This is a genomic window from Allobaculum sp. Allo2, from assembly GCF_022701175.1.
Classification (GTDB): domain Bacteria; phylum Bacillota_I; class Bacilli_A; order Erysipelotrichales; family Erysipelotrichaceae; genus Allobaculum; species Allobaculum fili.
Genome location: NZ_CP078088.1, coordinates 1309287 through 1327358, shown reverse-complemented (window position 1 = coordinate 1327358; position 18072 = coordinate 1309287). Strand labels below are relative to the sequence as shown.

Sequence of the window (18072 nt, the reverse complement as noted above, 5' to 3'; positions counted from 1 at the left end):
TGTTTGGGCACGCGACTGTCTCACGCAGCACTTCTTCCAGCCTATAGCGAGCGGGAATCCGATGAATCCTATAGTGACGTTTCATTCCAACAGTTTTCATCTCACAGCCGCAAACTGGGCAAATGCGCTTTTCCCCTTCTACACTGAAGGTAGTGGTTTCTTTGACCGCTTCCTGCTTTCTGCACTTGGTGGAAGGTTTTTCTTGCTTCCTTCAACAGAACTGAGCTTTAAATCTTCAGCTTCTTTACGATAGCGGTCTCCCTCTTCCTGATATTTCGCAGCCCGGTTAAAACAAACATCGGCTTTCAGATCAAGCTGAGCCAGCTGTTTATTCAGAATATTGATATCTGGGCCGCCGTCCTCGTTTTCAGAGTAATCCAGTTTCAAGGGAACCATCTTTTCCGTAGAAGGACCAAAGCGGCCGCTTTTCACGGCTTTATTGATTTCTTTAGCGAAATAGAGATCCAGGTACATATCCTCAATAAATTTGTCTTTCTCTTCTTCCGTCATGGTGCTGATCTGATGATGAAGATCTTCGAGGAGCTCGTTGCGGATTGTCTGGTAAGGGTTCGGCACATTCATGTATTAATTTTAACATATTTAGAGAGATAGATAAAGTAAATTGGATGATTTATCTTGATATTCCTTCAAAAAAATCATCCTTTTAAATTGGTTTAAACATACTTATAAGTTCGTGGCAGAAATGCCGGCTGGGGAACAATCGACAGACCGGAAAGCAGAGAAGCCAGCTGCGAACAGTCAATTCGCATGAAGTCGGACTGGTCAGTGCTGACAGGCCACTGAAGGGAAGATCTGGAGAGTCGCTTATAAACAAGCCAGAATCCATTTCCGTCACGAAGGATACCTTTGATCTTGTTCTTCTGTCGATTAACGAAGAGAAAGAGGGATCCATCCAGCGGATCCAGAGCGAGAGGTCCTTGAACCAGGGAGACGTAACCGTCAATTCCTTTGCGAAGGTCAGCAGGCATCTGAGCCAGATAGATGTTTTTAACTTTGGAGAAATCGATACCGAGATCGATTGCAGGGATGATTGATTCCATGAAAAAGCCTCCTTGAATAAAGGAATTATCCCAAGGAGGCGGTCGAGAAAATACCCGTCTTTTATTTGACGCTTACGTTTTTCAACAAAATGTTCTGGCTCAGAAAAGCTTGTACGCATCTGCTTTAAAACCGTTTTCCGCAAAGAATTTCTGAAATTGCTTTTTCGTGAAAGAAAGAAGATGGACGTATGTACTTTTTATGACCAGTCGTACAAGCCCGGTGTCATGGCATGGAACGCGGTGCCGATTTTTAAAAATTCTGGCACTTTTCGCAATGCCAAATGTCAATTTGAAACCGTTGTAGGCCAAAAATAAACCACGTAGGATGGAATCAACAAAGAAAGGAACAAAACGATATGAAACAGAAGCTTCAGACGTTCGGCCGATTCCTTTCCGGAATGGTCATGCCGAACATTTCCATCTTCATTGCCTGGGGTATTATCACGGCACTCTTCATCCCTACAGGCTGGTATCCGAATGAGACACTGAATCAAATTGTTTCCCCTATGCAGCGCTTCCTGCTGCCCGTACTCATCGCCTACTCCGGCGGCGAAATGATTTACGGCGAACGCGGCGGCATCATCGGCGCCTGCGCAGCCATCGGCGTAGCCGCCGGCGTAGAAACCCCGATGTTCATCGGCGCCATGGCGGTCGGCCCGCTCGGCGGCTGGTGCATGAAGAAAGTGGATGAGTTCATCACCCCGCGCACACCGCAGGGCTTCGAAATGTTATTCACAAACTTCTCCGCCGGCATCCTCGGTGCCATCCTCGCGATCCTTGGCTGCCTCGCCATCGGTCCGCTTTGCGAAGTTCTTACTTCCGCTCTTGAAACCGGCGTTGCCTTCCTCGTTCATCACGGCATGCTCTGGCTGACGAGCCTGATCGTTGAACCGGCAAAAGTTCTCTTCCTTAACAATGCGATTAACCACGGCGTATTCACCCCGATGGGGATGAATCAGGTTGCCGAAACCGGCAAATCCATCTTCTTCCTGATTGAATCCAATCCAGGTCCCGGCTTAGGCCTTCTGCTCGCCTACTGGTTCTTTGGCAAGGGCAATGCGAAAGAATCCGCTCCAGGTGCCATGATTATCGAATTCTTCGGCGGTATTCACGAAATTTATTTCCCGTACGTTCTGATGAATCCGATCACCATCGTCGGTCTGATCGGCGGCGGCATGGCCGGCGTCATCACCAACTCGATCTTTAATTCCGGTCTGGTTTCCGCAGCTTCTCCTGGATCCATCATTGCCATCCTCGGCATGACCGCCCGTGACAGCTATCTCGGCGTCATTCTTTCCATCGCGATTGCCTTCGCCGTTTCCTTCGGTCTGAACTGCGTTCTGCTCAAAGTATTCGGCAAAGACGAAGACATGGAAGCCGCAAAACAAAAAGTCGCTTCTTCCAAATCCGCATCCAAAGGCCAGGCCGTTCCAGCGGCTGCTCCAGTCCTGATTCAGGCCGACGTGAAACTGCCGAAACTTGCCTTCGCCTGCGATGCCGGCATGGGTTCTTCCGCCATGGGCGCTGCAGCACTGACGAAAAAGCTGAAAGCCGCCGGCGCAGACTGTACGGTTCCGCATTACGCCATTAACGATCTTCCCTACGATATGGAAGCCATCGTTACCCAGGCCAGCCTGGTCGATCGCGTCCGCACCAAATGTCCAAACGCAAAAATCTATCCGGTAAACAATTTCATGGGCGGTGCTGAATACGATGCCATCGTTTCCGATCTGCTCTCGAACACTTCCAGCCCAGCTCAAGCCAAACCTTCTAAAGCGCCTGGTGCACTGGAAAAATCGTCTTTGCCTGCGATGCGGGCATGGGCTCCTCCGCCATGGGCGCCGCGGCACTTGCCAAAAGCTGAAAGCCGCCGGCCTGAACATTCTCGTTACCCATTGCGCCATCAACGATCTCGCCAGCGATACCGCCTTTGTTGTAACGCATGAGTCCCTTGCCGACCGCGCCAGACAGCAGTGTCCGAACGCGACGATCCGTCCAATCACCAATTTCATGGGCGGCAGCGAATACGACGCCATCGTCGAAGAAATCGCCGGCTAAATACCTGACCCTTTCTAATCTCTCATTTCCACAGGGATCCATCGCCCTGGATCCCTCCTCGTTTTCCCTCGTTTCACCTGCATGGTTTCCTCTCTGAACTTCACAAAGGAAACGTCCCTTTAAAAACACGCCACGCTTATGAACCTTACTCAACGACAGATTCGAATCTTCCGGACGCTTCTGGACCTTGAAGACGGACAGACCATCAGCACTGAGCAGCTGGCTGCCAAAGTCAGGGTGAGTCGACGAACGCTGTTTCGCGAACTCGAATCGATCCGGCTGATTCTCGAACAATACGGCCTGTCCCTTTCCCGACGGCCCGGCCTCTCGCTCAACGGGGACAGAGAAAAACTCGCCAGAGCCCTCGACACAAGACAGGCGCCTGGCGCACTCGATAAAGACGAACGGCAGGACATGCTTCTGTATGAACTGCTGCGGGCCGAAGAAAAGAAAAGCTCATTGTCTATGCCGCCCGGTTTCAGGTTTCGGAAGCGACGATCTCGCACGATCTTGAAGACCTGCAGCCCCGTCTGGACGCCTGGGATCTCCGGCTTTCCAAAGACGGAACCATTGAAGGCAGCGAAGACGCCAGACGACGCGCCATGGCCGAACTGGTCCGTGACGGCGTCGAATACAAAACCGTGGACTATCTCGATCCCGATACCGTCCTCGAACAGATTTTCAACGGAAGTGCCATCTTCTCCCTGCTCAATCAGGACATCCTCAAACGGATTCTCGACCTGTTTTCCGAGCGGCGCGAAGAACTTGGATTAAGCCGCTACGAACAGAACTCCTATATCGGACTGGTCATTCATCTCGTCATCGCTCTCGAGCGCATCCAGGCCGGCGAACCGGCCAGCGAGCGCATCGAAGGCTTGCCGGATCTGGAAGAAAGCCGGCAGGAAGCCAGAAAAATCACTTCCTTGCTGGAAGACGAATTTGAACTGACCTTTCCGGAATCCGAAATCGATGCCATCGCGCTTCATCTGCGCGGAGCCAAGGTCAACGCCGCCACCGGTACGCTTGACCACGACCAGAACGAAATTCTCGAACTGGCCAGACAGTTTGTGGAAAGCTTCCCGCCGGGCGACGCCGCGCTGCTCAGTACCGACCCGCAGTTCATTCAGGGCCTGCTTTCCCACCTCGAACCGACGGTCATCCGCCTGAAAAAGGCCTTCCCATTTACAACCCGCTGCTCTCTTCATTAAAGGAGCAGTACGAAGCCCTCTTTGAAAAGACACGAAACGCGGCAGCGTCGATCGAACGCACGCTTTCCCTTCCCTCTCGGATGAGGAAATCGGTTTTCTGACGATGCACGTCGGCGCCTGCTTCGAGCGAAGCGGCTATCAGTACCGGCGAAAGATTCACGCAGCTGTCGTCTGTGCCAGCGGCATCGGCGTTTCCGCCCTGCTTCGTGCCCGTCTGGATAAGGCGTTCTCCAGCCAGATGGATCTCGAAAACCTCTCGCTGGCCCAGGCCAGAAAACGCGCAGATCTCGAGCTCTTCATTACTACGTTTTATCCCGGCACACTTCCGGCGCCGTTCATTCAGGTTTCGCCGATGCTGCCGGTGAGCGACCTGAAAAAGATTCAGGAACAGCTGGCCCTCATGCAGACCACACCAGCGCCGCTTGAAAGCGCCCAGGCCGGTATGGATCAGGATCTGCTGGAACTAGAAGAAGCCATTCAGGCCATTCGTCCGCTGCTCAACCGGATACCAATCATCCATTCCGATCGGAAAACCGCCGACGAACTGATTCACGAAGCCGCTTCGGTTTTCGAAGGCGATTCTGAGCGCCTTGAGCGCGATCTTCTCACCCGCGAACAGCTCGGACCCGTCGTCGATCCCGACGAAGGATTTGGACTCTTCCATACCCGAAGCCAGGGCACCGACAAGCCCCAGGTCGCCGTGCTTGTTCCAGATGACGGTACCTTCCATAACGGCCTGCAAGTCATTCTGGTCACCATTCTTCCCGAACAGCACACCAAGGCGATGCAGGAAGCGCTCAGCGAACTCAACGTTGCGCTCGCTCTTGATCCCGCGTTTCGAAACACGCTCAAAAGCGGACCCGATTCCAAGCGGCACGAAGCGCTCAACCGCATTCTCAGCGGCTATCTCCACCGCATTCAGAGCCGAATCGGCTTTTAAGAAAAGCCGGTCCTGCATAAAGCTTTCCCGCTTTATACGCCTCAATATTTTGAATTTTCCAGCAGCCAGACTGTCGGATCGTACCGATCCATCGAACATTCCGCACAGGAATCAGAAAGGAGCCCTCTCATGGCACTGTTTTTAAGAAAAAAAGCCGAAGAACCCAAAACGAAATCCTCAGTAAGGAAAACATCCGCACCGGATGCAAAGCCGCAACCAGCGATGAAGCCATCGTCTCCGTCGGCCAGATGCTGCTCGATGCCGGCTACATTTCCGAAGGCTACATTCAGGGCATGCTCAACCGCGATCATTCTCTGACCACCTACATTGGCAACGACATCGCTATTCCGCACGGCGAATACGAAGTAAAAGACTGCGTGAAGAAAACCGGTCTGGCCATCCAGGTGTATCCCGACGGTGTGGAATGGGCCGGCAGCCGGGCCCGCATCGTCATCGGCATCGCCGCCACAACCGATGAGCACATCACTATCCTGCAGAACATCGCCGAGCGCTTAGGCGACATGGAGATGGTTGAAAAAGTCGTTGCGGGCGATCCCGATCTGATCCACAGGATCATGACCATGGAGGCTGCATGATTACCACCGTTACCTTCAATCCGGCGATCGATAAAACCGCACAGGTTCCGCAGCTGATCGCCGGCGGCCTCAACCGCCTTGAGAACGTCCGTCAGGACGCAGGCGGAAAAGGCATCAATGTCTCCAAGACGCTCAAGGCGATCGGCCAGGACAGCATTGCCACCGGCTTTCTGGCCGGATCGGCCGGCAAGTTCATTGAAGACCGTCTCGACGATCTCGGCATCGATCACGTCTTCGTCCAGATCGAAGGCAGCACACGAACCAATCTGAAAGTGCTCGACGCCCAAATGAACCTGACTGAGCTCAACGAAGCCGGACCGATGTGCACCAAAGACGATCTCGACAAGCTGATCGATCAGCTTTCGGATCGCGAGGGCATTCTCGTTCTTTGCGGCAACACCGGACCGGGCGTTCCCAAAGACATTTACCGCACGCTGACCGAAAAAGCGCACGCAAGCGGCCTGCAGGTCATTCTCGACGCGGACGGCGGACTCTTTAAGGAAGGGATTCAGGCCCATCCGGACATTATCAAGCCCAACCGCTTCGAACTCGCCCAGTACTTTGGAAAGCGCGAAGAAGACATGGACGCTCAAACCATGATCGAACTGGCCAGAACGTTCATAAACGAAGGCGTCAAGCTGGTCGTTATCTCGATGGGCATTGAAGGAAGCCTCTTCGTAACCAGAGACCGCGCGCTTCAGGCTCCGGCACTGAAAATCCTGTTCCAGTCCGCCGTCGGCGCTGGAGACGCGATGGTCGCTGCCCTGGCTTACAGCCTGGAGCATGAAATGAATCTGGAAGACACCATCACGCTGGCGGTTGCCATGTCCACCGGCGCCTGCATGACCGAAGGCACGCAGCCCGCTGATGCAGCAACCGTAGAAACACTGAAACAGGAAGTAACCTGGAAGGAGATCTAAATCATGAAAACAAAAGCGATCCGCCTGTATGGCGTAGACGACATCCGTCTTGACGAATTTGAACTGCCGGAAATTCAGGATGACGAAATCCTGGTAAAAGTCGTATCCGACTCCATCTGCATGTCCACCTGGAAAACCGTAAAACAGGGTGCGAAACATAAACGCGTACCAAACGACGTATACGACAACCCGATCATCATCGGCCACGAATTCGCCGGCGACATCGTGAAAGTCGGCAAGAAATGGCAGAACCAGTTCAAGCCCGGTCAGAAATTCGCGCAGCAGCCGGCCATCCCCGGTCAGATGGAATCCCCGGGATACTCCTACCGTTACTGCGGCGGCGACACCGAATACTGCATTTTCCCCAACCACATCATTGAATCCGGATGCCTCTGGACGTACGATGGCGACGCCTACTTCGCCAGTTCAGTAGCCGAACCCGTTTCCTGCTGCATCGGCGGCTATCACACCAACTACCACACGATTCCTGGCACGTACCAGCACGTAATGGGTACGAAAGAAGGCGGCGATATCCTGATCCTTGGCGGATGCGGCCCGATGGGTCTTGGCGCCATCTCCTATGGCCTGACCTTTGAAAACAAGCCAAAACGCATCGTGGTTACGGAAATCAGCGATGATCGCATTCACCGTGCCAGAGAAGTCATCAGCGAAGAAGAAGCTGCCAGAAACGGCGTTGAACTCATTTACGTAAACACCGCCAAAATGGAAGATGCCGAAAAAGAACTGCGCGACATCACCGGCGGCAAAGGCTACGACGATGTCTTCGTCTACATTCCGAACCGGGCTGTATGCGAAATGGGTAACCGCCTGCTCGCCTACGACGGCTGCATGAACCTCTTCGCCGGCCCGACCGATCCGAAGTTCTCCGCCACCTGCAACCTGTACGACAGCCACTACTCCCGTACCAAAATCATCGGCTCGACCGGCGGTACCATCGATGACATGAAAGAAGCCATCGAAAAGAACGCCGACGGACGCATCGATTCCGCGGTCATGATCACCCACGTTGGCGGTCTCGCTTCCGCTGTAGACGTTACCAAGGATCTGCCAAACATACCTGGCGGCAAAAAGCTCGTCTACACCCACATCGACATGCCGATGACCGCGATCGACGATCTGGCCAGCCTCGGCAAGCAGGATCCGTTCTTCTACGAGCTCGACAAAGTCTGCAAAGCCAACCGCGGACTCTGGTCGGCCAAAGCCGAAAAATGCTTCTGGAACACTTCGGTGAATAATTCGCCCGCACCTTGAAGTGACAGAGCCTGAGGAAATAAACGGACCGGATTTCGCCCCATCCGATCCTATCTTCCTCATTCCTTTCTAAATCTGTACCTCTTCATCTGTATCCTTTCTGTCTCCTTTGTACAGCACCCCGCCTTCATCCATCCGGCAGGGGTGTTTTCTGCAGGTTCGTGATGCGAATTTTCACCGTCTTCGCTATTTTGGATGTACACCCCATACGCCGTTCCCAATTTTTTCTAAAACGGAATTTCCCGTTTTATAACCCGCAAAAGAAAACCGCATAAGGCCTTTTATTTTCCCTGTGCGGTTTATTGGATTTATGGAATGGAGCGTCTGGCGTTTGCGTCGGCAGTTTCTGGTTTCCTACCCAGAAGACCGGGGATCGCCTGATCCATCTCGCCAGATCCGCTATTTTTTAGAGGCAGAGGCTTTTGGATCCTCAGACGAAACTGGATCCTTCGTATTTGAAACCTCCCTCAGTCCGGCTTTTTTACAGATGAGGGACAGCCAGTAATTGAGATTGTCCAGATCCCGATAATATAAACGCTGCTTCTTTCTCTCGGCCAGAGCCTGAAATCTGGGCTGCAGTCTGGTGAATATCGAAAGCGCTTCCTGAACATAGTTTTGTTCAGCCAGCGAGATTCCATAATGAAGTTCCGTAATCCCTAGATCCCTCTCGTCGAAAACATCCGCATGTTCGCACTGAAGCTTTTTCTGGCCAGTTGAATAGCATGATGATAAGAAGCTTCGGCATTCTGCCATTCCCCGGTTCTTGAATACATATCCCCCAGACGGTCATACGTATTCATCCAGGCTTCCAGATATTGTTTTGAAAGTCCGTTTTCCGTCAAATACAGATTTTGAAAACCTTCAAGAACTTCAATGAAAATCTGGACCGCGATTTCAAATTCGTGCAGATCGTAAAAACAGCTGCCAGCCAGATATGCGGCTTTCCCCGTTCTGCCTGAATTACAGGGAGACCATACCTTTCGTAAAGACTGTCGAAAATCTCCATCTGTTCTTGATAAACCGCAAACAATCCCGATTTCCATGCCGCTGCTTTTGCTTTTCTGAATGGGAAGGAAAGCCTCTGTTTGAGTTTTTAAACACATCCGAGTTCCATGCTTTCCTGAGTTTTCCAAGGATCAGTTCAATACCGATCCCGGAAACTCTGAGCTGGTATTCCAGCGGTGCGGATTCGAGATGATCAACGATCGTATCGACGAAACCAAGGACTTCTGAAAAATCATTTTCATTCTCCAGATTTCCGATCTGGCAGAACAGATCGATTAATCTCTGTGTTTTCGAACAGAGCAGATCATACGCTTCTAACGGAATCAGAGCCTTCGCAAGATATCCATTCACGATGCAGCAGTTTTCCCAGGTGTATTCGTCGTTTTCCGGGCTGCGTCCATAAAAACGAAAGATATCCTTTTCTACCAGAGCGGAATCTTCCAGCAGAACATTTTTTGCCTGCTCATAATCCTTCAGATTCATGCAGCTTCTTCCGGCCAGTACAAGAAGAGAATAATGACGGAAACGATAGTCCTCATATTCCGCTGTGTCCGAAGTTTTTTCAAACAGCGCACTGGCCTCATATAAAACTCGAAGCGCTTCAGAATCCCTGTCCTGAATATATAAAACCTGTCCATACTGATATTTCAGAATGGCAAGGAAAAGCGTGAGTTCCGTAGAGTTCTCCTCTTCCAGATCCTCTTCAATCCTAGGAATCAGAAATTCAAGTTCAGGCTCCGCCTGCGCAATATTCTGGTGCTGACAGATGGTTATGATTCGTATGGCGCAATTTTCCAGTCGAGTGCGTGTATCGGGATCCGGATCCAGTTTATAAAGCTTCTGGAGCCGTTTTAAAAGAATCCTGCGGTATACAGCTTCGCTTTCTTCATCCTCCTGCTGAGGATACAGATCCGCAATATTTTTCAAAATCATCTCGTCCTGCAAAAGGGTATCGCAACTGGCACAGTCCTCTGCAGACAAGACGGACCGAATCTTCCACCAGCTTACAAAATGCTTCAAAGCTCTTATGTGATCGCCCGATTGCAGAGCGCATAGGGCTGCGTTGCTCAAGGCTGTGAACAGATTCTGAAGCGAAAGATCATCGCGTCGCAAGTCGTAGTCTTTCCGTGCGGACTGAACGCTTTTTCGAAATGGCCCAGCGCCGTTTCAAGGTCTCCTGAGCCATAAAAGATGCGTCCCATATCGCTCTCCAGTACATTTTCCAGAGAATCGGGATGATCGGAATTTGCAGGAAAGGCATTCAGCTGATTCAAAGCCTCTCTATAAAACTGAATCGCCCGTTCTGGATCCCTTTGACGTTCAAAGAACAGACCCGCTTTTCGAATCGAAGCTGCCGCTTCTGGAAAGCGCATGGAAACTTTTTCCGAATCTATTTTGTCTTTGTTCAGCTGGTTCTTCTCTACCGTGCAGTCCTGCATTTTCAGCAGGGCCATCTGATAACAGCTTTTGGCCTGTTTTTCTGAATCGGTAAGAGAATGGCTTTCTCCAAGCCCGTATAAACAAAGAATCATTTCCAGATTGTCATCTCGCGTCCTGTTTTGAATGTCAGAGATTCTTTTTATGGCTTTTTCAAAATAAGAGCGCGCACAGGCCGGTTTGTTCAGGCGCATATAATTCTCGCCCATCAGCCTGTATATATGAGCCAGACTGCTTTGATCGGACGGCGAAAGGTAAGCGCCTTTGTCAAGCAGAATTTTTCCAGCTGTCGTAAGGTTCGAGCCGACTGCACATAGTCTTCCTGTTCCCTGGACAGCCAGGCCTTCAGCATCAAATCTGTTTTTCTAAGTATTCTTTGCAGAAGGCGTATCCAGTGGTGCTGTTTTGGATCATGTCCTCAATTTTCTTCAGCAGATTGGAAACCCCATCCATATCCTTTTCTTCACACAGCAATGTCGCTTCAAGACCCGTTAAGTACGCTTCCCATTTCAATCGAGTACTGTATACATCCGCGCCAGAGCTGTCGTTCAGCGTCTTTTGAATGCATTCAAAGTTCTTCTGGCTTCACTGAGATGATTCTGCTTTTGCAGGATGGAGATCCTGTCGTACCAGGCTTTCCAGTAGACATCCAGCAGTTCGACACTCTCTTCGAGGCGATCTGCCAGAATATTGGTAAGAGAGCGGTAAGCGCGTAATGCTTCTTCATATTTTCCCTGCGCTTCTTTGACCTGGCCGAGAGTGGAAAACAGAAGAACGGTTAAAGGATATACATCAAACTGGCTCTCTTTTAACGCCTGCATAATCGGAAGCAGGGAGTCGTTTACTTCCTTCTCCGCTTCTTTGTACAGCCCAAGATGGATCAGATCCTGAAGGTATCCCTTTAGCGCAAGGTAAAGCTGCAGGGCATGCTCCTGGTCCCTCCTGTTCGCAAACTGTTCAGCACACCTGAAAAGGTATCGTTTAGCGTACGTTAAAGCGGTCCGATAATTTCGGCGGACTCCATCGCCAGAGAAATACATTTCCGACAATTTTCTGAACGCTTCAATATAGCCTTTTTCGGCAGCCTGTCCGATCAGCATTTCTGCCTTTTCACCGTTTCTTTTTTATTGATTCCTTTGAGAAGTGCCAGCCCGAGATAATAAAGCTTTGAGGGATCGCTGCCATCGAATGAAGTATCGGACTGGAGAAGCCGGTTCAGTCGTTTGCGTAAAACGGGGTCACTCACCGAACGAATTTCCGGAAGATCTTTATAGAGACGGGCGAGCTTTTCTGAATCCGCTGATTCCATTTCGATTGGAATTATCGTTTTTCGCATCCAGAGCCAAAGGGTATTCCTGTTTACTGATATAGTTTTCTTCTTCCAGTGCCGGGGTTACCAGCAGTGTGAAAACTTCACTCTTTTCCAGATTCTCTTTGATCACCTGATTAAAATCTTCACCAGGGATCAGATAATCGTCATACCATAACGCGACATCCCATGACGTTTCCAGAGACTGAAGGTATCCCATGAGGTTCTGTGCGTACTGCCAGTCTTTTTTCCGGTAGCTTATAAAAAGATGAAGCCGGAAGGAAGACTGGATCTTTTCAATAACATCCAGACTGACAAACATCTTATCCAGATATTCCTCCATTTTCCCTTCCAGCGTCTTTCCCTTGAGCAGATCGGGTTCCAGCTCAATAAACTGAAGATCTCCAAACACTTCCGCATAGTCGTCAATAAGGCTCGAATCGCTTAATATGGGAAGTGCAGGAAGCTTATTTCGGTCAAGAAAAGGCAATAAATTGTCTTTCAGGAAGGACTGCTTCTGGAGCAGCGATGCGGTAACGGGTACGACAGCCAGAAATACGTTTTCAAGCTGTTCCATGTCAGTCTCAGTCATTTCCTCGATGTTTCCGTCGAGCATCAGAATCGAGCAGTAAACTCTTGAAAATACGCTTTGAACAATCCGCTGGTCGATCTGTTCGGATTCGGAAGAGATAAGAAGCACCTTGGGTCGTGTTTGAAAATTTCCGTTGTCTGGGGTTATGATTTTCAGTTTCATTTTCTTTCCTCCTTTTCTGGTTCGTCAGAAATAAGGACAGCCTGATTCGATACCTGTTGAAGCCATGTGTTTATCCATTCATATTTTCAGGATTGTTTTTGCTTGAGATAAGGAAGATATCTCAAGGATTGCACCGATGACCGTCCTGGATGTTCACGCAAATGTAAGCGCTTTCCCCTGCATTTATGAGTATAGAAGAAAAAGGCAGTCGGAACAGGATGGATTATTTTCTTCAATAAACGTGTTATAAAAAGTAACGTTCCTAATCGTTTGCTGCACAAAAAACCGCATAGGGAATTTCATTTTCCCGTGCGGTTCGCTTGTTTCATGGATTGGAAAGCTAGGCGTTTTCGCCGGCTACTTCTGCCTTCTGGCCAAGCAGGCCGAGGATCGCCTGATAAATCTCGTCAAATCCGCTCTTTTCTACCGAAGAGATCGGATAGATGGATTTCATCGGAATCTGCAGATCGCGCGAGATGACTTTCAGAGCGGCCTGTCGTTTTGTCTTAGGGACCTTATCGATTTTGGTAGCCCCGATAATGATCCTGCGGCCGGTCTGCTTAAAGTAGTCGATCATGTCCAGATCGTCTGCGCTAGGCGCATGACGGGCATCGACCAGGCAGACAACGCCGGCGATCTGTTTGCGTTCTCCGAAGTAATCGTCCATCATCCTGCCCATCTGGCGCAGCTGGGCCTGTGAGAGCTTCGCATAGCCATAGCCTGGGACATCGACCAGCGCCCACTGTCCGTCAATATCAAAGAAGTTGATCAGCTGAGTTTTGCCGGGGGTGGAACCGACGTACGCCAGCTTCTTGCGACCAGTAAGCGCGTTAATGAAACTGCTCTTGCCGACGTTAGAACGGCCGACAACGACGATTTCCGGCAGATCGCTGTCCGGCCAGTTGTCCTTGCCGGAAGCGGAGACGAGAAAGGAGCTGTTCAGCTGTTTCAAGCTACGTCACCTGCCTGAACTGCAGGCTGTCCTGCAGCTGCAGCAGGAAGTGCTGCGGTTTCTGGATTCGTCTTGGCTTTTCGGGTACGCGTTTTCTTTTTCGCCTTGAGCGGTTTGGTGAGCGCGTTGGCGAGAACTTCATCTACGGTAGCTACCGGCGTGAAGGTTACGGCTTTACGCACTTCTTCCGGAATGTCTTCCAGATCCTTTTCATTCATTTTTGGAATGAGGATGCTGGTAATTCCGCTGCGGTAGGCGGCCAGGGATTTCTCTTTCAGTCCGCCGATCGGCAGAACGTGTCCGCGCAGGGTCACTTCACCGGTCATCGCCAGATTGGATTTCACCGGGATGCCGGTCATCAGCGAGGTCAGAGCAGTCGTCATCGTTACGCCAGCCGAAGGTCCGTCTTTTGGTACGGCGCCTTCCGGTACGTGCAGATGAATGTCGTTTTTGGCGAACAGTTCTCCGTCTATGCCGTAGCGATCGGCATTGGCACGCACGTAGTCGAGCGCGATGGACGCGGATTCCTTCATGACATCGCCAAGCTGTCCGGTCAGGATCAGGTTTCCCTTGCCTTCGAACTTATTGGCTTCAATCTGAAGGATGTCGCCGCCAAAGGACGTGTAGGCCAGTCCGGTAACGGTGCCGACCTGATCTTCCTCTTCGCGCTTGCCATAGTCGACTTTCTCATTGCCAAGCCATTCGTGGATGAGATCCTTGTCGATCACAACCTTGTCGAATTTCTTGCGCAGAATGCCGAGGACGGCTTTGCGGGCCAGAGAGCCGAGGGTACGTTCGAGCTGACGAACGCCGGCTTCTCTTGTGTAGTAGCGAATCAGATAGAGGATCATGGCATCGCTGATTTCGAACTGTTCCGGTTTCAGACCGTTTTCTTCGAGCTGTCTGGGCACGAGATGACGCTTGGCGATCTGGATTTTTCCACATCGGTATAGGACGAAATCTCAATGATTTCCAGACGGTCTTTCAGAGCGGCCGGGATGTTTTCGAGGTAGTTTGCGGTAGCGATAAAGAGAACTTTGGACAGGTCGTACGGCTCTTCGATGTAGTGATCGGAGAACAGCGCGTTCTGTTCGGGGTCCAGTACTTCCAGCATGGCCGAAGACGGGTCGCCTTTGTAGTCGGAAGCCATCTTGTCGATTTCATCAATCAGGAAAACCGGGTTGATGACTTCGGCTTTTTCATGCCTTCAATGACACGGCCAGGAAGCGCACCGATGTACGTACGGCGATGACCGCGGATTTCCGCTTCATCGCGCACGCCGCCAAGGGACATCTTGACGAAATGACGGCCCAGCGCGCGGGCAATCGATTTGGCCAGAGACGTCTTTCCGACTCCAGGAGGGCCTGCGAGGCAGAGGATCGGCGCTTTCAGAGACTGGGTGTTCTGCTTCACGGCGAGATACTCCAGAATACGTTCCTTGACTTTTTCCAGACCGTAATGGTCTTCTTCCAGGACCGCTTCGACCTGATCGAGGTCTTCGTTGTCCGTGGTCGTCTGCCACCAGGGCAGATTCATGAGCCAGTCAATGTACGTCTTGATGATGCCGGTCTCGCCGCTGGCTGCCGGCAGCGTTTCGTAGCGGTCGAGTTCTTCGAGAACTTTCTTGCGAATGTTTTCCGGATACGGATTGTCTTCCAGGCGCTTGCGGATTTCCTGGCCTTCCTTGCCGATGGACGGTCCGTCGGAAAGCTGTTCCTGCATCGCCGCGATTTTCTCGCGAAGGAAGAAGTCCTTCTGGTTCTGATCAATACGTTCCTTGACGGTTTCGTTGATCATTTTTCTACTTCCGCCAGATACTTTTCCTGCTCAATGTCTTCTTTAAGCATGTACAGTCTGGCGTTAATGCTGGTTGTTTCGAGATACTTCTGTTTCCGTTCGATGGAAAGCGGGAAAATCTGGGCCGCCTTGTTGGTCAGATTTTCCGGCGTAATTCCTTTGGAAAGGTCGAGCAGGAGTTCTTTGGACATGAACTTTTCGCCTGTTTTCATCCCTTCCAGGGACTCTTTAATCATCCGCATCAGAACGGTTTCTTCCGTTTCATCTGCTCTTTCGGATTCGAGAACTTCGACTTCGCAAAGATCAGACAAGGCGCCTTCTTCAAAGCTTTCAAGCTTTACCCGTTCAATACCCTGAAATTTCACGCGGACGAAACGGTCGAAACGACGAGCATGACGGATCCAGCAGAGGGTACCCACTTTGTGGATATCGTCTTCGGTGGGAGCGTCAATATCATTCTTGATCTGTGAGAACATGCAGATCTGGCCGCTGTAGTTTCCCTGTGCGTTATCAATCGCGCGGATGCTGGATTCCCGGCCGACGTCAATGACGATTTCCTGGCCAGGGAATACAACTACGCCGCGAGTGCAGATAATGGGATATGTCTTGGAATTCATTCAAGTATACCTCCTGTCTGTTACGGCCCATATATGGGCAAAAAGACGCACAAGCGTCTTTTTTATCTTAAATAAATGCCTGTTATTCAGCTGCTGCTTCTTCGCCCTGTGCGGCTTCGAGAGCTTCAACTGCCTTGTCGTGCAGAAGAGAATGTTTTACTTCTTCACGGTTTACGTTTTTGAGGATGTCTTCCACCTTCGCGTTGTTGGCTTTTGCGAAGTCTTCGATTTCGGCATCAACTTCCTCATCGGTTACTTCCAGACCGGCTTCACGGGCGATCGCGTCAAGAACGAGCGTGTTCAGAACGCGCATTCTGGACTCTTCGTAGAACTGGCCGGCAAGAGCGGACGGTTCAATGCCTGCCTGCGAGAGGAAGTTCATGAAGTTGTCCATATTGCCGAACTGGCTGGCCAGACGGTTGATCTGGTAGTTGGTTTCATTGCGGATCATGGATTCCGGAATTTCTACATCGGCTTTTTCGCCAACGGCTTTGAGCAGTTCGCCGATGAATTTTTCTTCCGCTGCGTTTTCACGTGCTTCCTGCATGCGTGTGCGCAGAGTTTCTTTCATCGCGTCAACGGTTTCCGGCTTGTCCAGATCTTCCTGCGCTTTGGCGAATTCATCGTTCACCAACGGAAGCTTGTCGCGGAATACGTCGCCGACAGTCAGGTGGAGCGTCGTTACGTTTCCTTCTGCATCGGTGTTTTCTACGTCTTTTTCTTCACCGGTCTTCATGCCAAGCAGAGCGTCTTCAACGGTTTTGTCTGCGCCGGCACCGATGACGAGCTGTTTTTTCACTTCGGAGTCGCCGTCTTTAACGGTTACGGCAACATCGTCGCCTTCTTCAATGGCACCGTCTTCAACGAGTTCGCTTTCTGCGGCTTTTTCTGACGGTCCTTAATGGCGTTTTCTACGTCTTCGTCGGTAACGGTCACTTCGTCCTTTTTAATGCCGAGGTTTTTCCACTGACCGAGTTTGGCTTCTGGAGCTACAGGTACGGTAAAGGTGAGCGCAACGCCTTCATCGTTCACTTCGAAACCGTCAAAGGAAATGCGGTCGATTGGTTCTACGTCGGCTTCTTCAATGATCGCATCGAGATGCTGACGGCTCATTTTCTCTGCTGCTGTTTCTTCGATGGCAGCTTCGCCATAGACTTTTTTGATCATGGCAGCTGGTACGCGTCCATTACGGAAGCCTTTGATCTGGGCACGGCCGGCCAGGTTTTTCAGAGCGGCTTTGCATTCTTTCTGCCACTCAGCCTGGTCAAATGTGGCGGTAACGGTAACGGTATTGTTATCGTTTTTACGGAATTTGTCTTCATACTCAAAATTTTCCTCTCGTTTCTATACGCAGCGGGTACGGCTTGAGACCGTCGGGATAATACTTCTTTTCCATCGCTTCCAGACCGGCCTCGTCGTTCATCTCCCTGCAGACAAGCCGGATAATGGATCCGGCCAGACGCTTTGGATCATAGCCCTCAAAATCATTGGGGAGCATTTCCAGGATTTCCTGGTCCAGAAGCTGATAAGCAAATCGGGCGCCGAACGTTCGATTTCCTTCCAGCATCGTTTCCAGCCAGTCTCTGGTCTGCAAAATGATCGACGTTTTATCGGGGTCATTTAAAAGGGATGGGTTAAACCGATAACTGACGTTGTCTTTTTCCATTGTAAACAGAGAATCTGTTTTCTGTCGGATCAAAGCCAGAATCAGTTCGCCTTTAAATTCCTGCAGAAGCACTGGACTCGAAAGCAGCTGCTGACATGCGTCATGACAGGCATTCAGATCCATCGTACAAAGAAGCGAAACGGCTTTTTCCTGATCCGATTCGGATCCATGGATCAGCCTGAGAACGCTGGCCATATCGTCCGGGTTCTGTTTATTGTCACTTGCGGGATCATTTACGGAATCCGCAAGACGGGGATTCAATTCCAATGTGCTGTCCTTTCGGTTCATACTGCCTCCGAGCCTGAAAATTATACAGAAGCGGTCGTGTTCATGACAACCATTCTTCCATTTCACAAGCCTCAATCATTGTAACAAATTTCAAAATAAAGCTGTATTTATCAGTCCTGACGCCGCTAAATCTTAGCGGGTGCATATGCGGGCAATCCGTTTTGAAAAGTACAGACGATGCAGAGGCTTTCT

Annotated in this window: 17 protein-coding genes and 4 pseudogenes; 8 read left to right on the top strand and 13 right to left on the bottom strand. The window is 50.8% G+C overall.

Annotation, left to right across the window (positions count from 1 at the left end; all coding sequences use genetic code 11):
• Positions 1 to 138: 138 nt before the first annotated feature.
• Both KWG61_RS07470 and tnpB read right to left on the bottom strand, forming a co-directional pair.
• A complete protein-coding gene (locus tag KWG61_RS07470; RefSeq protein ID WP_242743428.1) occupies positions 139 to 582 on the bottom strand; it encodes a hypothetical protein in 444 nt (147 codons plus the stop codon).
• Between the two features lie 92 nt (positions 583 to 674).
• A complete protein-coding gene (gene tnpB / locus KWG61_RS07465; protein WP_230268547.1) occupies positions 675 to 1061 on the bottom strand; it encodes an IS66 family insertion sequence element accessory protein TnpB in 387 nt (128 codons plus the stop codon).
• Positions 1062 to 1417: 356 nt separating this feature from the next.
• Between tnpB and KWG61_RS07460 the strand changes: the two are divergent.
• The 5 genes and pseudogenes from KWG61_RS07460 to KWG61_RS07450 form a co-directional block, all read left to right on the top strand.
• Positions 1418 to 2809: pseudogene (locus tag KWG61_RS07460) on the top strand (PTS mannitol transporter subunit IICB); the annotation flags it as partial.
• Positions 2810 to 2880: 71 nt separating this feature from the next.
• Positions 2881 to 2925 carry a hypothetical protein gene (locus KWG61_RS17315; RefSeq protein WP_367614349.1) on the top strand — a complete coding sequence of 15 codons (45 nt, stop codon included), beginning with the start codon at positions 2881 to 2883 and terminating at the stop codon, positions 2923 to 2925.
• A 332-nt stretch (positions 2926 to 3257) separates the two neighbouring features.
• Positions 3258 to 3452 (top strand): annotated as a pseudogene (locus KWG61_RS17310) (helix-turn-helix domain-containing protein); the annotation flags it as partial.
• Between the two features lie 269 nt (positions 3453 to 3721).
• Positions 3722 to 4327 carry a PRD domain-containing protein gene (locus KWG61_RS07455; protein WP_242745425.1) on the top strand — a complete coding sequence of 202 codons (606 nt, stop codon included), beginning with the start codon at positions 3722 to 3724 and terminating at the stop codon, positions 4325 to 4327.
• 103 nt (positions 4328 to 4430) lie between these two features.
• Positions 4431 to 5267 (top strand): PTS sugar transporter subunit IIA, encoded by an 837-nt coding sequence (locus KWG61_RS07450; protein WP_242745423.1) that lies wholly within the window; start codon positions 4431 to 4433, stop codon positions 5265 to 5267.
• A 41-nt stretch (positions 5268 to 5308) separates the two neighbouring features.
• Here the strand turns inward: KWG61_RS07450 and KWG61_RS07445 are convergent, their stop codons facing one another.
• Positions 5309 to 5578 carry a hypothetical protein gene (locus KWG61_RS07445; protein WP_242745422.1) on the bottom strand — a complete coding sequence of 90 codons (270 nt, stop codon included), beginning with the start codon at positions 5576 to 5578 and terminating at the stop codon, positions 5309 to 5311.
• Between KWG61_RS07445 and KWG61_RS07440 the strand changes: the two genes are divergently transcribed.
• Genes KWG61_RS07440 through KWG61_RS07430 form a run of 3 tightly spaced genes read left to right on the top strand, consistent with a single transcriptional unit; the run spans position 5459 to position 8055 of the window.
• Positions 5459 to 5863, top strand: coding sequence for a PTS sugar transporter subunit IIA (locus tag KWG61_RS07440; RefSeq protein ID WP_367614348.1), 405 nt, complete (start codon positions 5459 to 5461; stop codon positions 5861 to 5863). The two genes, KWG61_RS07445 and KWG61_RS07440, sit on opposite strands and share 120 nt — an antisense overlap.
• Positions 5860 to 6783: a 1-phosphofructokinase gene (gene pfkB, locus KWG61_RS07435; RefSeq protein ID WP_242745419.1), complete on the top strand. Its 924-nt coding sequence runs from the start codon at positions 5860 to 5862 to the stop codon at positions 6781 to 6783. Before KWG61_RS07440 ends, pfkB begins: the two co-directional genes overlap by 4 nt.
• Positions 6784 to 6786: 3 nt before the next feature.
• A complete protein-coding gene (locus KWG61_RS07430) occupies positions 6787 to 8055 on the top strand; it encodes a zinc-binding dehydrogenase (protein WP_242745418.1) in 1269 nt (422 codons plus the stop codon).
• 656 nt (positions 8056 to 8711) lie between these two features.
• On the opposite strand, the gene KWG61_RS17305 is transcribed toward KWG61_RS07430, so the two are convergent.
• From KWG61_RS17305 to KWG61_RS07385, 10 genes and pseudogenes are all read right to left on the bottom strand, one after another.
• Positions 8712 to 8855, bottom strand: a complete 144-nt coding sequence (locus KWG61_RS17305) for a tetratricopeptide repeat protein (RefSeq protein ID WP_367614289.1) — start codon at positions 8853 to 8855, stop codon at positions 8712 to 8714.
• A 160-nt stretch (positions 8856 to 9015) separates the two neighbouring features.
• The gene (locus tag KWG61_RS07425; RefSeq protein WP_242745417.1) at positions 9016 to 9987 is read right to left on the bottom strand and encodes a hypothetical protein; all 972 of its coding nucleotides are present in this window, start codon (positions 9985 to 9987) and stop codon (positions 9016 to 9018) included.
• Between the two features lie 140 nt (positions 9988 to 10127).
• Complete coding sequence (locus tag KWG61_RS07420) at positions 10128 to 10514, bottom strand: tetratricopeptide repeat protein (protein ID WP_242745416.1); 387 nt, start codon at positions 10512 to 10514, stop codon at positions 10128 to 10130.
• A 531-nt stretch (positions 10515 to 11045) separates the two neighbouring features.
• Positions 11046 to 11597: a hypothetical protein gene (locus tag KWG61_RS07415; RefSeq protein ID WP_242745415.1), complete on the bottom strand. Its 552-nt coding sequence runs from the start codon at positions 11595 to 11597 to the stop codon at positions 11046 to 11048.
• Positions 11598 to 11765: 168 nt separating this feature from the next.
• Positions 11766 to 12560, bottom strand: coding sequence for a TIR domain-containing protein (locus KWG61_RS07410; protein WP_242745414.1), 795 nt, complete (start codon positions 12558 to 12560; stop codon positions 11766 to 11768).
• A 340-nt stretch (positions 12561 to 12900) separates the two neighbouring features.
• Complete coding sequence (gene yihA / locus KWG61_RS07405) at positions 12901 to 13503, bottom strand: ribosome biogenesis GTP-binding protein YihA/YsxC (RefSeq protein ID WP_230267613.1); 603 nt, start codon at positions 13501 to 13503, stop codon at positions 12901 to 12903.
• A gap of 122 nt (positions 13504 to 13625) precedes the next feature.
• Positions 13626 to 15926: pseudogene (lon, locus tag KWG61_RS07400) on the bottom strand (endopeptidase La); the annotation flags it as partial.
• Positions 15927 to 16008: 82 nt separating this feature from the next.
• Complete coding sequence (locus tag KWG61_RS07395) at positions 16009 to 16725, bottom strand: hypothetical protein (RefSeq protein WP_242745412.1); 717 nt, start codon at positions 16723 to 16725, stop codon at positions 16009 to 16011.
• A 23-nt stretch (positions 16726 to 16748) separates the two neighbouring features.
• Positions 16749 to 17225 (bottom strand): annotated as a pseudogene (locus tag KWG61_RS07390) (trigger factor family protein); the annotation flags it as partial.
• A 25-nt stretch (positions 17226 to 17250) separates the two neighbouring features.
• Entirely contained in the window at positions 17251 to 17880 is a 630-nt protein-coding gene (locus KWG61_RS07385; RefSeq protein ID WP_230267602.1) for a hypothetical protein, read from the bottom strand.
• Positions 17881 to 18072: the final 192 nt, after the last annotated feature.